General features: G+C 69.9%; 13 protein-coding genes. 7 read left to right on the top strand and 6 right to left on the bottom strand.

Translation table 11 applies throughout. The annotated features are described in order from the left end of the window. Positions 1-26: 26 nt before the first annotated feature. From ACFVM3_RS05030 to ACFVM3_RS05000, 7 genes are all read left to right on the top strand, one after another. Positions 27-569, top strand: coding sequence for a YbaB/EbfC family nucleoid-associated protein (locus ACFVM3_RS05030; protein WP_378435663.1), 543 nt, complete (start codon positions 27-29; stop codon positions 567-569). A gap of 32 nt (positions 570-601) precedes the next feature. Further along, positions 602-916: a type VII secretion target gene (locus ACFVM3_RS05025; RefSeq protein WP_378435661.1), complete on the top strand. Its 315-nt coding sequence runs from the start codon at positions 602-604 to the stop codon at positions 914-916. Beyond that, positions 916-5799: a hypothetical protein gene (locus tag ACFVM3_RS05020; protein WP_378435659.1), complete on the top strand. Its 4884-nt coding sequence runs from the start codon at positions 916-918 to the stop codon at positions 5797-5799. The genes ACFVM3_RS05025 and ACFVM3_RS05020 overlap by 1 nt, the downstream gene beginning before the upstream one ends. Beyond that, on the top strand, positions 5799-6245 hold the full coding sequence (locus tag ACFVM3_RS05015) for a hypothetical protein (protein ID WP_378435657.1): 447 nt from the start codon (positions 5799-5801) through the stop codon (positions 6243-6245). The genes ACFVM3_RS05020 and ACFVM3_RS05015 overlap by 1 nt, the downstream gene beginning before the upstream one ends. Then, positions 6242-7378 (top strand): TNT domain-containing protein, encoded by a 1137-nt coding sequence (locus ACFVM3_RS05010; RefSeq protein WP_378435656.1) that lies wholly within the window; start codon positions 6242-6244, stop codon positions 7376-7378. The genes ACFVM3_RS05015 and ACFVM3_RS05010 overlap by 4 nt, the downstream gene beginning before the upstream one ends. After that, on the top strand, positions 7375-8226 hold the full coding sequence (locus ACFVM3_RS05005) for a ferredoxin (RefSeq protein WP_378435654.1): 852 nt from the start codon (positions 7375-7377) through the stop codon (positions 8224-8226). The genes ACFVM3_RS05010 and ACFVM3_RS05005 overlap by 4 nt, the downstream gene beginning before the upstream one ends. Positions 8227-8335: 109 nt before the next feature. After that, entirely contained in the window at positions 8336-8614 is a 279-nt protein-coding gene (locus ACFVM3_RS05000; RefSeq protein WP_126736407.1) for a hypothetical protein, read from the top strand. A 321-nt stretch (positions 8615-8935) separates the two neighbouring features. On the opposite strand, the gene ACFVM3_RS04995 is transcribed toward ACFVM3_RS05000, so the two are convergent. The 6 genes from ACFVM3_RS04995 to ACFVM3_RS04970 all read right to left on the bottom strand — a co-directional run bounded on the left by ACFVM3_RS04995 (position 8936) and on the right by ACFVM3_RS04970 (position 15013). Continuing rightward, positions 8936-10093, bottom strand: a complete 1158-nt coding sequence (locus ACFVM3_RS04995; protein WP_378435652.1) for a cystathionine gamma-synthase — start codon at positions 10091-10093, stop codon at positions 8936-8938. Positions 10094-10144: 51 nt separating this feature from the next. Beyond that, positions 10145-10738, bottom strand: a complete 594-nt coding sequence (locus ACFVM3_RS04990) for a hypothetical protein (protein ID WP_378435650.1) — start codon at positions 10736-10738, stop codon at positions 10145-10147. Positions 10739-10767: 29 nt separating this feature from the next. Further along, on the bottom strand, positions 10768-11238 hold the full coding sequence (locus tag ACFVM3_RS04985) for a hypothetical protein (protein ID WP_378435648.1): 471 nt from the start codon (positions 11236-11238) through the stop codon (positions 10768-10770). Positions 11239-11276: 38 nt separating this feature from the next. After that, positions 11277-11837, bottom strand: coding sequence for a hypothetical protein (locus tag ACFVM3_RS04980; protein ID WP_378435646.1), 561 nt, complete (start codon positions 11835-11837; stop codon positions 11277-11279). Positions 11838-11990: 153 nt separating this feature from the next. After that, positions 11991-13409, bottom strand: coding sequence for a hypothetical protein (locus ACFVM3_RS04975; protein WP_378435644.1), 1419 nt, complete (start codon positions 13407-13409; stop codon positions 11991-11993). Between the two features lie 233 nt (positions 13410-13642). After that, on the bottom strand, positions 13643-15013 hold the full coding sequence (locus ACFVM3_RS04970; protein WP_257484377.1) for a cystathionine beta-synthase: 1371 nt from the start codon (positions 15011-15013) through the stop codon (positions 13643-13645). Between the last annotated feature and the right edge of the window lie 16 nt (positions 15014-15029).

The raw sequence follows: 15029 nt of genomic DNA, 5'->3' as shown, positions 1-15029 counted from the left end.
AGCATGCAGCTTTTGGAAGGGTCCCGATGCCGGACAACGTCGACGCCAGCGAACGAATGGTGGACAACTGGACGAAGCAGATCCAGGAGACCGCCGCGCGCTATCAGGCGATGGCCGCACGCATGCAGGGCCAGACCGTGACCGAGCGGTCGAAGGACAACACCATCGAGGTCACGATCGACTCGAAGGGCCTGCTCACGAACCTGGTCATCTCCGAGGCCGCGAGCGGTAAACGGATGGCGGAGGTCTCGTCGCAGGTCATGCGCCTCGTCCAGCTCGCGCAGTCCCGGATCCCGGAGCTGCTGCAGGCGGCGATGGCCGAGACGGTCGGAACCACCGACGAGACGGCGAACCGGGTCATCGCGGAAGCGCAGAGCACCTTCCCGGAAGCACCGCCGGAGGAGAACCCGGCTCCGCCGGAACCCCTGCGGCACCACCGCTTCGGGCCCGAGGAGGAAGAGCCCCCGCCGCCCGCGCAGGCGAACCCACCCCAGCCGAAGCCGATCCCGCGCCGCCGCCGCACGCAGGACGACGATGACGACGAGTTCGGCGGCAGCATCCTTTCGTAGACGTCCATCCGGCCTGGTAGAGGGGAGAAACCATGGCAGGCAAGGGGTATGAGCTCGGCGCCGACCTCGACGCGCACGCCAAGCAGATCGACGGCATCGCCGACGGCCTGCGCACGGCGGTCGACGCCGCGCAGCAGGTGAGCATGCCGACCGACGCGTACGGCATCATCTGCCAGCCGTTCCGGATGATGCTCGACCCGGTCGAGGAGTTCGGCATCAACGCGCTGACCAAGGCCGTCGAGGCCGCGACGACGGTGGCGAACAACGTGCGGTCCGCGTCGAACGCCTACCAGACGCAGGACGAGAACTTCGCCGCCGAGTTCAAGAACGTGCAGGTGCCTGACTGATGCCCGAGGGAAACCCGCTCGTCGCGAACGCGCCGACCGATGGCGACGGCCCTGGACCGCTGACGGCCGGGAACAGCGAATACGGCTACGCGGCGGGCATCGGCGTCGCCGAGTCGGCCATGGACGCCTTCAACGGCATCTCGAACGGTGACTGGATCGGTGGCGGGCTCGGTGTGCTGAGCCTCGCCGGCGAGATGGCGAGTGCCGCGATCGACCCGTTCGGCTACCTGATGTCGTCGGTGGCGTCGTTCCTGATGGAACACATGCAGCCGCTGAAGGACATGCTGGACGCGGTCGCCGGTGATCCGCCGGTCATCCAGTCGTACTCCGAAACCTGGGGCAACGTCGCCAAGAAACTGGAAGACACCCAGGTCGAGTTCTCGAACGCGGTCAAGAACGGCACGTCCGGCTGGACGGGCGACGCGGCCGACCAGTACCGCAAGCAGGCCGCGGAGCAGGCCGAGGCGATCAGCGGCGCGGCGACGGTCGCGGGCGGGATCAGCACCGTCGTGATGATCTTCGGCGAGATCGTCGCGTTCGTCCGCGAGTTCATCCGCCAGCTGATCGCGGACGCGGTCGGCAAGCTCATCGCGTGGGTCATGGAGACGGTGTTCTCCCTCGGCTTCGGCACCCCCGTGGTGGTCGCGCAGGCCGTCACCGCGATCGCCAAGTGGGCCGCGAAGATCGCCGACAAGCTCAAGGAACTCTGCGACGCGATGCGGCGGGTCTCGCCGCTGCTGGGCAAGCTGGTCGACGTCTTCGAGAAGATCATCAAGATCTTCGGCAAGATCGCGGGCAAGGTCACCGGCCTCGACGTCATCAACACCAAGAACATCAAGCCGGGCGGGTTCATCCAGCGCGGCGGCAGCGGCGGCGGATCCGGGGGGACCGGCGGTGGCGGCTCGGGTTCCGGCGACGGCCCGGACGGCGACGGTTCCGGCTCCGGTAGTGGCGACGGTTCCGGCAGCGGCGATGGATCCGGAAGCGGCTCCGACGGCGACAGCTCCGGGGGCAACTCCGGCGACACCAACAGCGGCCCGAACGACAACTCCGGCGGCAACTCCGGCGACACCAACAGCGGCCCGAACGACGGCTCCGGCGGCGACACCAGCGGTTCAGGTGATTCCGGCTCGAACGGCGGGTCCAGTGGAGACACCCCGTCGAACACCACCCGAGGTGGCGACGGTGGCGGCTCGTCCACCCGCTCCGACGGCGGCTCCTCCAACCGTAGCGGCGACGGACCGTCCACTTCGGACGGAAACTCCGCCGTCGGTGATGGTTCCCCCAGCACGGCTCGTTCCGACACGTCGACCCCGCACACCCGGTCCGACGGTGGCTCTCCCGGCGACTCCGCCACCCCGAACCGTGCGCCCGACGGCGGCTCGCCCACTCCGAACCGCGCGGACACCGGCTCGTCCGCTCCGAACACGCGGGCGGATAGCGGCGGCTCCCCGAGCCACACACCTGACAGCTCCCCCGCCCCCCACACCCGGGCAGACAGCGGCGGCTCCCCGAGCCACACACCCGACAGCGGGTCTCCCACGCCTCACACCCGCGCCGACACCGGCGGCTCACCCAGCCACACACCCGACAGCTCCCCCACCCCCCACACCCGCGCCGACACCGGCGGCTCCCCGAGTCACACACCCGACAGCGGGTCTCCTGCGCCTCACACCCGCGCCGACACCGGCGGCTCCCCGAGCCACACACCCGACAGCGGGTCTCCTGCGCCTCACACCCGCGCCGACACCGGCGGCTCCCCGAGCCACACACCCGACAGCGGGTCTCCCACGCCTCACACCCGCGCCGACACCGGCGGCTCCCCGAGCCACACACCCGACAGCGGGTCTCCCACGCCTCACACCCGCGCCGACACCGGCGGCTCACCCAGCCACGCCGGCGACGGCGGCGGCTCTCCCCGCACCCACGGTGGCGAGGGCGGCGGTTCACCCACTCCTCGGTCCGACCCGTCACCGGGCCACCACGGCGGCAACGACGGTGGCAGCCCCACCCGGCCGACCGACAGCGGAACGACGACCAGCGGCACCGCGCCCACGGCACCCCGCCTCGGCGACGCCGGTCCGTCGCACATGCCTTCGCAGCGCGGCGGTCCCGGTGGCGACGCTTCGCACGGTGTCCCGCCGCAGGGCCAGCCGATCGCCGGCGGCATGCCGCCGCAAGGCGCTCCGGGTGGCACACCCGGCGGCGCCCCGGGTTCGCCCGGCGGCAGGCCGCAGGGCGGCGGCTGGACGGGAACGCCCGGTTCGCCGCGCACCCCGGACACGAACGCCCCGCGCACCCCGGACACCCACACCGGCCCCAGCCGCGGTCCCGGTCAGACCGGTCCCGGTGGACGGCCGAACCAGCCGCATCAGCCGCAGCCGGTCGCTCGTGGCAACGACTTCGGCCCCGGCACCCAGCCGCACACCGGCTCACCGAGCACGCACGGCCCGGGCAACCGGCCCGGCGGCACCGGTCCCGGCAACACCGGTCCGGGCGGCCGCGGTCCCGATGGTCACTCCGGGCCGCCGCGTTCGCCGGACGGTCACGGCCCCGACGGGCACGGACCGCGCCAGGACCCGAACGGGCACCCCGACAACACGCCGCACGACCGCGGCCCCGACGGCGAGCCCGATCGTCCACTGACGCCGGACGAGGTCAACCGACGGCATTCGGAAAGCACCCCAGCGGGTAGCTCGTACCACCGCGGCGACTCGGACATGGGCGACCTGCCGCACCGGGTCCAGCCGGATCCGGACGGCCGCTACACCGTCGACGTGCACGTCACGCCGGACGGGCACGCCCGGATCGGCAACCGCACCTACACCCCGGAAGAGTTCGCGGACATCCTGCGGCGCAACGGGGATTACGACGGCCGCCCGATCCGCCTGATCGGCTGCGACGCCGGCTCGAACGACTTCGCGCGCCGTCTGTCGCGGGAACTCGACACCGAGGTGATGGCGCCGAGCAAGCCGGCGTGGACCGACTCGAACGGGCGCGTCTTCTCGTCCGACTACGAGATCGGCCCCGACGGCCGCCCTCGGCCCAAGATCCCGCCGAACGGCGAATGGGACGTCCACAGCCCCGACGGCACCGCCCACCGGGCGAGCGACGACGGCTTCACCCCGGACACCTCGCACGCCGACAAGCAGGACGTGGACGCCGACAGCGCCCGCAGCCGCGGCGACGGCGACGAACCGCCGGACGCGGACGACAACTCGACGCCGAGCAGTGACCACCCGAACCGGAACCCCGAATCCCGTCAGCAGGAACAAGATCTGCTCGACGAGGACCGGCAGCGGCAACGCCGCCAGAACCCGCAGCGGATTACGGATTTCACGCCGGAGTCCCTCGGTGAGCCGGTCCGGGTGCGGCCGGACAACCCGGAGCCGGGCGCACCGAGGGCTCCCCGGCCGGACGAGCCCTTCCCCGGGAACCAGCGGCTCGACAACAACCGCAGCTACGAGGTCCGCGACAGTGACGGCAATCTGCGCGGGACGTACCACACCGACGGCACCGGCCAGGTCACGCATATCGACACAAGCCAGCCGAACGTCCCGCATCGGATGTCCGACGGTTCGCCGAACCCGGATTACCGGGCGAACCCGGACCTGCTGCACCCTCGAGCGAACACGACCTACCGGGTCGAGATCGACGGCGAACATCAGGTGTTCCGCACCGGGCCCGACAGGCTCCCCGAGCCGGCCGTCCGCTTCCACCGGCCCGACTTCCCGGACGACAGGCACGTCGACATCGGACCGGGCCACCGGGACGCGCCGACCCCGCCGAGGCCCGGTCAGCCGTTCGTCGCCCGTACGGATCTGCAGGAGAACACCGCGTACCGGGTGCACGACAGCAACGGTGATTACCGGGGCACGTACTACACCGACGGCAACGGCCGGGTCCGCTGGGCCGAGGTCGAATCCGGCCGGATCGCGCGGACCAACCCCGATCTCGCCAACATGCCGCGCGCCGACATCGGGGAGGTCCGGCTCGTCCAGCGGATCGACCCGGACGCCGATGTTCCGCCCAATGTGCGCAACCCGGACGATTTCGCGGGTTCGACGACGCGCACCGTCCCCATCGGGCGGAACGAATCCTTCTTCGACAGCCACACGCCACCGCTCGAAGCGAATTCGCGGTACGTCGTCGAGAGCGACTACAAGGACGGCGACAAGACGGTCACGAGGCAGCGCTCGGTCTACTGGACCGACGAACACGGGAACATCCGGCTCGCCGAGACCTATCAGCCCCACCACCCGGACCTGAACTACCCGAAGCCGAACATGGTCTACAACGTCGACGGCGGACGGTTCGTGTACGAGACGGGCCCCGAGGTCGGTAACCGGCACGGCACGCGGTCCTACGACACCGACACGGTCGCGCACACGAGCAACGACCTGCAGCGTGCGGACAGCCACGAGATCGACCGGCGTGACGATTCCTCACAGAAGCGCGGCGGCGGCGTCGAAGGCAAGGAACCGGAACTGGACGCCGACGGCAACCCGACCGGCCGCAACATCAACAAGTACGACGGCGGGCACATCGCGGGCAACCAGTTCCGTGGTCCCGGTGAACTGCTCAACATGCTCGGTCAATGGCGGGCGCAGAACCAGGGTCTGCACTCCGCCGGTGACGCGCATTGGTACGCCTTCGAAAGCGACCTGTCCGACTTCCTCGATCCGTCCAAGCACACGGACGGGCTCAAGCGGAGCATCGAACAGGTCGACACCTACGCGCTGCGTGCCGACGGCGACCGGGCACCGCACACCTTGCAGGTGCGGTGGGTGGAGAATGTGACCGACGCGGACGGAAACGTCGTCCGCACCGTGCGCATTCGGAGTTTCCCGAATGTGCCACCTAGCGCAGGGGGCGGTACCTGATGGCCATCGACGCCACGCAACGGCAGGAGCTGACGAACGACGTGGGCATCGCCCTCCTCGACGCGGCCCCCGAGGGCTGGCGGCGCATCGACCTGATGTGCCTCGCCAACATCGACGTGCACGACCTTTCCTTGACGGTGCTACTCGAAGACGGTTCCAACCCGGCCGTGCTCATTCCCGACGAGGTGCGCCAGAGTCTGGTCCGGTTGCGCGAACGGATGTACGAACCGGACCGGGGCACGTGGTTCTCCGCGCGGGTGATCATCGATCCGCCCGGGTCGATCTACGTCAAGTACAACTACGACTGGGATCCCTTGTGGAATCCGTCGATCGCGATCGAAGGCTGGGCACGTGACCTCGAAGCGTTCCCGCGCGACGAGGCGCATATCCCGGACTGGCTCAAGACGAAGCTGGCAGAAGCCGAAAGCGCGGAGGAAGGCCGATGACCGCCGCACGAGAGCCGTTCGGAGCCGCGGATCAGGACCGGATCTGGGGACTCGTTTCGAACCTGGTGGCCAATTTCTGCCCGGTGGACTGGTCTCAGGTGATGATCACCTATCGAGCCATCGGCGACTATTCCGAACTGTCGGTCATGGTCCGCCGGGCCACCGACGGCGGACTGAACCTGTGGACGCCACGGCCTGAACTCGCCGGGTTGCTCGCCGAACTCCGCGCCGGGATGTACCGGCCGGGGCGAGGAACGTGGAACGAGACCACCGCGCACGTGTACCTCGATTCGCGGATCGAGTCGAACTACGGCTGGGACCAGGAGCCGACCTGGGACGGTGAACCGCCCACGTCGGCGTATGTGCGAGAGCTCGCCGACTTCCCCCGCGACGCCGGGATGGTGCCGGACTGGCTGGCGGACAGGGCGGGCAGAGCCGCCCTCGCGACGCTCACCGGGGACTCGGACGCGGACATCGCGGCCAAGGAAGCGCTGGCCGCGGCGGCACAGGGCGCGGTCGAGCTGGACCTGGACACGAGCCGCTACCGGATCGGCGAGATCGCGGACGGGGCGTGGTGCCTCGTACCCGAAAATGGCCGCTGGGCTGTGTTCTGGGCACAAGGAGAAGAGCGCCTCGCGCGGGCCGACTTCGCGACCGCGTGGGAGGCCGCCCGGTACTTCACCGGACATCTGTACCTGAACCGGTCCGCCTTCCGCGACGAACTGCCGCCGGACGCCAAGCGTCCGACCTCGGCCTGGCCGATCCAGCCGATGAGCGATGACGGCGGCCTGTCGTTGTACGAAGGAAAGCGCCTGGTGACGTTGCCGCCGGGGACGGAGATGGACCGTTACGGCGACCCGGCAGGCAACACCCTGTTCGCCGCCCGCACCGAATTCACCCATCGGTCGCACAAAGCCGAGCGGGCACAACGCGAGTACCACCTCTACCGGCTGGTGCGGCCGGTGCGCGCGATCACCGGTACGGCCGTGGCCTGGTACGAGCAGGCAGGCGGCGGTACCGCGTACGTCCTCGCCCGGTCGGTCGCGGACCTGCTCGCCGATGGCTCCCTCGTGGAGATCCCGCAGGCGACGACGCAGCCCCCGCCACCGCGGACCGGAGGGGAGCATCGATGACCATGCCACCCGGGCCGCTCGGCCCGGAACAGCAACAGCAGATCATCACCCAGATCGGCAACGGTCTCGCGTCGATGGCCCCACCCGGCTGGCGACGCCTGCGAACCGAGCACCGGGCCGCGGGCAGGCACCTCGAGACCGACGTCCTCATCACCGGGCCGGACGGGACGACGCATTCGGTCGCGCCACCGCCGGAACTGGTCCAGCTCCTCGGCACGCTGAGGGCCGGCATGTACCAGCCTGGCCAGGGCACATGGCTGGGGGCGACGCTGACGTTCGACCCTGTTCAAGGCGTTGCCGCCGACTTCACGCTCGACCAGGAGCCCGCCTGGCGGCGTCCCCCGCCGCCGATCGGCTTCCAGGACGAACTGCGTTTCTTCCCCCGCGCCGAAGAGAACATCCCGCCGTGGCTGCGGCAGCGGGCGGGTCTCGAGCCGGCGCCGGTGGCCACCCCGCCAGCGGAAGCGCCGGAATCCTTGAAATCACCCCGGGTCTACGACGGTCTCGACGAGTCCGGACGCCCGGTGGTGAACCGTGAGCCGCTTTCCCCGGCCGAGCGGGAACGCGTGCTGGCGTATCTCGACGCCGCGCCGGTCGTGCTGGCGTCGCGGAGCTACGACGCCGACGCCTTCGATCCCGATAGGGAACCGTTGGTGCCGTTGAACTTCCGCACGGACGGCCGGTGGTACTGGCCGGGTGCGGTCGCCTACTACCTGCGTGAGCACGACGTGGCGCCCGACCCCGAACTGCTCGGCCACATCCGGGCGTTGCGCTTCATCCTGCCCGAGGTCGGAGAGCCGGAACGCGAACTCGCGGTCGCCGCGATCACCGGCCAACCGTCCACTTAGGACCGGGAAATTTCGCGGCCGGATGATGCCACCTGACGGATACGTCACGTGACAAGTTCACGGTCCGGGTACTCTTGACGACGGCGGCGAAGGCGACCAGGGAGCGCACATGGCACGGGGGAACATCGGCAGGGTCCGGGCGACCCGCTCCGCCGGGATGCTCCCGGTCGTGCTGGCACTCACCTCGGCCGCCCTGCTGACCGGCGCCGCCGTCTACACGGTCGACCGCGCCGGCTGCGTGGACCCGGGTCAGTACATCCGGCACGACAACCACATCGAACTCGTCGGCGGCTGCGTCGACGGCTCGGAGCTGCCCGCCGTGCCGAAGGGGACTTCGCACGAAGCGGACGCGAAGAGCGGCGTCACGCCCAGCAACTACCGCCCATAACCGGGCGATTCCTCCCACCACACCGCGCTGACCAGCGCGAACAGAGCAAGGGACCTTTGCTCCCACTTGCTTAGCTTGGCTAAGCGAGCGGTAGCAAAGGTCCCTTGCTTCCACGCACAGCGGACCCCGGCCACGTCAGGTGACTGTGTGGGTTTTGGGTCATCCAGCGCACCAAAATCCACACGGTCGGTCAGCGTCGCTACGCGAGGTGAAGGGTGCGCGGAAATAGGGACACTCAACGTCTCCATTTCCCACACCCTCCTGCCCTCCGGGGAGAGTGGCAGCAAAGGTCCCTTGCTCACTTGCTGGGCTCAGCGGCGGTCAGCCCAGGGCCTTGGCCAGATCGGCGACCAGGTCGCTGCCGTCCTCGATGCCGACCGACAGCCGCAGCAGGTTGTCCGGCACCTCCAAGGTGGACCCGGCCGTGCTCGCGTGGGTCATCCGGCCCGGGTGCTCGATGAGCGACTCGATCCCGCCCAGCGACTCGGCGAGGATGAACAGCTTCGTCTTCGACGCGACTTCGAGAGCGGCCTGCTCGCCGTCGATGTGGGTGAACGAGATCATCCCGCCGAAGCGCCGCATCTGCTTCGAGGCGACCTCGTGGCCCGGGTGCTCCGGCAGGCCCGGGTAGTAGACACGCTCGACCTTCGGGTGCTTCAGCAGCATCCGGGCGATCAATTCGGCGTTGTCACTGTGCCGCTCCATCCGCAGCGCGAGCGTCTTGATCCCGCGCAGGGTCAGCCACGCGTCGAACGGGCCCGGCACCGCACCCGCCGAGTTGCGCAAGAAGAACAACTGCTCGCGCAGCTCGTCCTCGTTCGTCAGGATCGCACCGCCGACGACGTCGGAATGCCCGCCGAGGTACTTGGTCGTCGAGTGCAGGACGACGTCGGCACCCAGCGAAAGCGGGTTCTGCAGGTACGGGGTGGCGAAGGTGTTGTCGACGACCAGGCGCGCACCGGCGCCGTGCGCGACCTCGGCCAGCGCGGCGATGTCGGCGATCCCCAGCATGGGGTTCGTCGGCGACTCGCACCAGACCAGCTTCGTCTCCGGCCGGATCGCCGCGCGGACCTCGTCGATGTTCCCCAGGTCGGCGACCGTGTGCTCGACGCCCCACAGGCTGAGCACCTTGTCGATCAGCCGGAACGTGCCACCGTACGCGTCGTTGCCGAGCACGAGGTGGTCGCCTGGCCGCAGGGTCGCCCGCAGCAGGACGTCACTGGCCGCCATCCCCGACGCGTACGCCAGACCGTGCCGCGCGCCTTCGAGCGCCGCCAGCGCGACCTCCAGCGCGGTGCGCGTGGGGTTCGCGGTACGGGAGTACTCGTAGTCGCCTTCGCGCGTGCCGCCGACGCCGTCCTGCGCGTAGGTCGAGGTCTGATAGATCGGCACGATGACCGCGCCGGTCCGGGGATCAGGGGTCTGCCCGGCGTGGATCGCGCGCGTCTCGAAGCCCAGCAGAGAGTAATCGTCGGCCATACGGTCAAGGGTACGACCACCCAGGCGGGATCCCATCGTCTGGGATCGAACTCACCACTGCCCTGGCGGCTGTCCCTGCTGCTGGGCACCGGCAGCAGGCGGGTACCCGGGCTGCTGCGGGTATCCGAAGTTCGGCGGCTGCGTGCCCGTGTTCTTGGCGGCCAGCCAGCGCCCCGTCGGCGGGATCAGCGCCAGCACGAGGGTCGCGATCGCCGGGATCAGGACCACGAAGAGCAGCCAGCCGAAGCCGAAGTGCAGCATCACCCCGCCGTACGAGAAGTGGAAATGCGAGCCGATCGCCCGGAGCAGGAAGGTCAGCGCCACGAATCCGATCGCCCCCGCGGCTCCGATCACGGTGAGCACCCGTCCGGCGCGTTTGCGCACGAGCAGCAGGATCCCGCCGCCCAGGAGCAGTGCGGCGCTGACGAGGTCCAGCACCGCCCCGATCACGAGGAACGAAATGACGTACTGCGAGAGCTCGATGACGTGGGACACGACCCCTGCGAGGAACCAGAGCCCGCCGAGGACCGCCAAGATCCCGGCGATGATCCCGGTCGCCCCGCTCGGTTGCCGCCCCATGCCGGGCGGCGGATAGGCACCGGGTGCCGGGTAGCCGCCCTGCGGCGGGTATTGCTGGAAAGTCATTTCTCCCCCTGTTTCCTCCGAGGCTCCGGCTACCAGCCAGGAAGCCGATCCTGTTTCGACGGCTCTTCGTCGTCACGCCGCCGCCCCTCCAGCCAGTCCGAGGTCGGCTTGATCACCGACAGCGCCAGCGCGGCGAAGGTCATGACGAACAGGACGAACGCGACGACCTCACCCGTCACCAGCGGCTCTCCGTCCACTTCGGCGAAGAAGTAGGCGCGGACCGCGCCGTTCGCGAGCAACGTCGCCACCATCGCGAGCGCCGTCCCTGCGACGACGAGGGTGCGGCCGAGTGTCCTGCGCAGCAGCAACAGGACGCCGCCCACGAACAGGGTCGCCGTCAGCATCCCGTTCCACGCCGTTCCGACGAAGTACCGGGAAGCCGGCTCGAGAAAGGCGAGCTGCCCGACGAAGGTGCCCGCCTCGGACAAGTACCGCATACCGCACAGGATGGCGAGGACGGCCGCGCCGATCGCGGTCCCCGAAGACTGGTTCTGCCCCATCGAACTCTCCCCCAAGCCGAGCCGGACGGCTCAGGATCTCACCATCCGCCCTGCTGGGGGAACCGGTTCTGCGGCCGGTACGGCTGCAGCGGCGCGGGCCGCCAGCGCAGGTACCTGAAAGTCGGCGGGAGAACCGCAAGCAGGAGCGCGAGCAGTCCGAACACGACCATGGCCAGGCGGAGGACACCGTCGAAGGTCGCGAACCGGAGCAGGATGTCGAGGTGGATCCGGTACGGCACGCGGAAGGCGATCGGTTCCAGCACGACGGCCACGATGGCGAGCAGCGAACCGAGGATCAGCAGGATGGCGCCGATCAACGACCGGAAGAACGTCGTCAACGCGCCCATCAGCAGGAACAGTGCGGCGACCAGGTACAGCACCAGCTCGACGAGCGCGAAGCCCGGCAGGTTCGAGAGGCTGAACCCCGACGGGAGCTCGATGAAGTAGCGGATCGGGATGAAGCCCGACGCGAGAGCCCCGACGAGACCCAGCACCGCGGCGATGATCGCCGTCGCCCCGGAGGGCCGGGCCTGCGGAGCGGGATATCCGAAGGCCGGCGGTCCGGGCTGCTGGGCGGGATATCCGTACGGTCCGGTCACGTCGCTCCCGTCGGCCAAAGTGTGGGTTGACGGCGCTCACCCTAGCCCGCGGGACCTGGCCGCGGCAGGCGAATCCGGATACCCCGGCGAAAACGGGAACACCCCCGGCCGCTGGCCGGGGGTGTTCCGATGAAACCGTTCAGTGGCGGGAAATCACCACTGCTGCGGGGGCTGACCGGGCTGCTGGCCCGGCTGGCCGAAACCGCCGCTGGGCGGCCCCTGCTGACCGGGCTGCTGCCCGAAACCACCGGGCTGCTGCGGAGCCTGGCCGAAGCCGCCCTGCTGCTGGCCCGGCTGGGCGAACCCGCCGCTGGGCGGCCCCTGCTGGCCGGGCTGCTGCCCGAAACCACCGGGCTGCCCCTGCTGCGGGAAACCACCCGAGGACGGACCAGGCTGACCGGGCTGGCCGAAGCCACCCTGCGGCTGCCCGCCGTACTGACCGGGCTGGCCCGGCTGCCCGGGCTGGCCGAAGCCGCCCTGCGGCGGACCGCCGAAACCGCCGGGCTGGCCACTCTGCGGGGCACCCAGCACCGAACCGCCGCCACCGAGACCCACGAACTGCGCGGTCGCCGGGATCAGGCCCAGCACACCGACGATCAGGATCACGATGCCGAGGAGCAGGTGCAGCAGGCCACCGCCGATACCGGCGCCTTCCCTGGCGGAAGGCGGCAGCTTGTCCAGGAAGTCCGACGACGGGGTCGAGCCGACGAGCAGGAGGACACCGAACAGCACCAGGAGCGCGCCACCGGCGGCGACGACGATCGGCGCGAGCTTCTTCACGGTGCCCGGGAGCTTGCCCGCGAGGGCGAGCCCGACACCACCGGCGACCGAAACGAGCGATCCGACCAGAAGCATGATCACGTAGAACCAGGTGGCTCCCGGCCCGGCCACGCCAGCCTCGTCGAGGAACTTGTCGATCTGTTCCTGGTTCGGGGCGCTGTCGAAGACCTTCGAGTAATCGCTCGCGTCACCGAAGTAGACGAACGACACGATCAAGGCGATCAGGCCGAGCAAGGCCACGACGCCGCCGGCGATGAACCCGAACATCGGGTTCCCGCCGCCACCGCCCGCGGCTGCGGGGCTGTAGCCCTGCGGCGGCCCGCCGAAACCGGGCTGCTGGCCGAAGCCGCCCTGCGGCGGTCCGCCGAAGCCCTGCTGCGGCTGGCCGAAACCAGGCTGCTGCTGGCCCTGCGAGGGGTCGAAACCGCCCTGCTGCTGGCCGCCGCCGAAGCCCTGCTGCTGACCGAAGCCGCCACCCTGGGCACCGTAGGCACCGGCGGACGGGTTGTCGGCCGCGCTCGGCGGCGGGGCGTACGGGATGGCGGGCGGCTGCGAACCCGGCGGCACGAGCTGGGTGGACTCGGCGGTGGGGCTTTCCCCACCGCCGCTCACCGGCTGCACGACCTGGGTCGCGTTGGCGTCGCCGGAACCCTGCTGGACCGGCTGCACGACCTGGGTGGGCTCCGGCGTGTCGCCGAACCCGCCGCCCTGGGGCTGCTGTTCATAGGAGGGCTGCTGCCCGTACTGCGGTTGCCCGTAGTCGGGCTGGGCCGGCTGGCCGGGCTGGACCACCTGGGTCGGTTCCGGGGAACCGAACGGGTTGTCTTGCTGCGGCTGGGGGCCACTCGGGGGTCCCTGCGGTGGCTGGGCGCCACCCCAAGGCTGATTCGGTGGCTGCGGAGCACTCATTTGGGTCTTGAACCCCCTTGACGAGGACATAAAAGTTCAACTCACCGGACACGCTATCGGATAGCCGGTCGGGCCGCTCGTAACGCCCCGGCCCGACCATCCGATGAAATGCCTCTTTACCGTCCCGCGAGAAACGCGAGCAGGTCGTGCCGGGTGACGACACCCGCCGGCTTGCCGTCGACCAGCACCAGCGCGCCGTCCGCGCCCGAGAGCGCGTTCATCGCCACACTCACCTGCTCACCGGCGCCGATGGTCGGCAGCGGCGGCGACATGTGCTGCTCGAGCCGGTCGGCCAGCTGGGCCTTGCCGGTGAAGAGCGCCTCGAGAAGGTCGCGTTCGTTGACCGCGCCGACGACTTCGGCCGCCATGACCGGCGGCTCCGCGCTGACCACGGGCATCTGGCTGACGCCGAACTCGGAAAGGATCGCCACCGCTTCGGCGACGGTCTCGTTCGGGTGACTGTGCACCAGGCTGGGCAGCGAGCCGCTCTTCTTCGTCAGGACGTCGCCGACGGTCCTGCCGCTGGAGTCCGGCGGCAGGAAGCCGTAGGAGGACATCCAGCTGTCGTTGAACACCTTGGTGAGGTAGCCGCGGCCGCCGTCGGGCAGGAGCACGACGACGACGTCGTCCGGGCCGAGGCCCTCGGCGAGTTTGAGCGCGGCCGCGACGGCCATGCCGCACGAACCGCCGACGAGCAGCCCCTCTTCGAGCGCGAGGCGGCGGGTGATGTCGAACGAGTCCGCGTCCGACACCGCGATGATCCGGTCGGCGATGTTCCGGTCGTAGGTGTCCGGCCAGAAGTCCTCGCCGACGCCTTCGACCAGGTACGGCCGCCCGGTCCCGCCGGAGTACACCGAACCTTCGGGGTCCGCGCCGATGACCTGGACGCGGCCGTCGCTGACCTCCTTGAGGTACTTGCCGGTGCCCGAGATCGTCCCGCCGGTGCCGACGCCCGCGACGAAGTGCGTGATCTTGCCCTCGGTCTGGCGCCAGAGTTCCGGGCCGGTCGAGTGGTAGTGGCTGGCGGGATTCTCCGGGTTGGCGTACTGGTTCGGCTTCCAGGCGCCCTCGATCTCACGCACGAGGCGGTCGGAGACGTTGTAGTAGGAGTCCGGGTGCTCCGGCGCGACCGCGGTCGGGCAGACCACGACGCGGGCGCCGTAGGCCTTGAGCACGTTGCGCTTGTCCTCGCTGACCTTGTCCGGGCAGACGAACACGCACTTGTACCCCTTGCGCTGCGCCACCATGGCCAGCCCGACGCCGGTGTTGCCGGACGTCGGCTCGACGATGGTGCCGCCGGGCTTCAGCTCGCCGGAACGCTCCGCGGCTTCGATCATCCGCAGCGCGATGCGGTCCTTGACGCTGCCGCCGGGGTTGACGTACTCGACCTTGGCCAGGATGAGCGGCTGGAGCCCCTCGGCCAGTGCGTTCAGCTTGACCAGAGGGGTGTTGCCCACGAGGTCCACGATGTGCTCGACGTATTCCACTCCCACAGCCTAAACG

This window comes from Amycolatopsis sp. NPDC057786 (genome assembly GCF_042797905.1).
GTDB lineage: Bacteria > Actinomycetota > Actinomycetes > Mycobacteriales > Pseudonocardiaceae > Amycolatopsis.
Note: the sequence above shows the minus strand (reverse complement) of the source record. Positions and strands in the feature narration are given on the sequence as shown.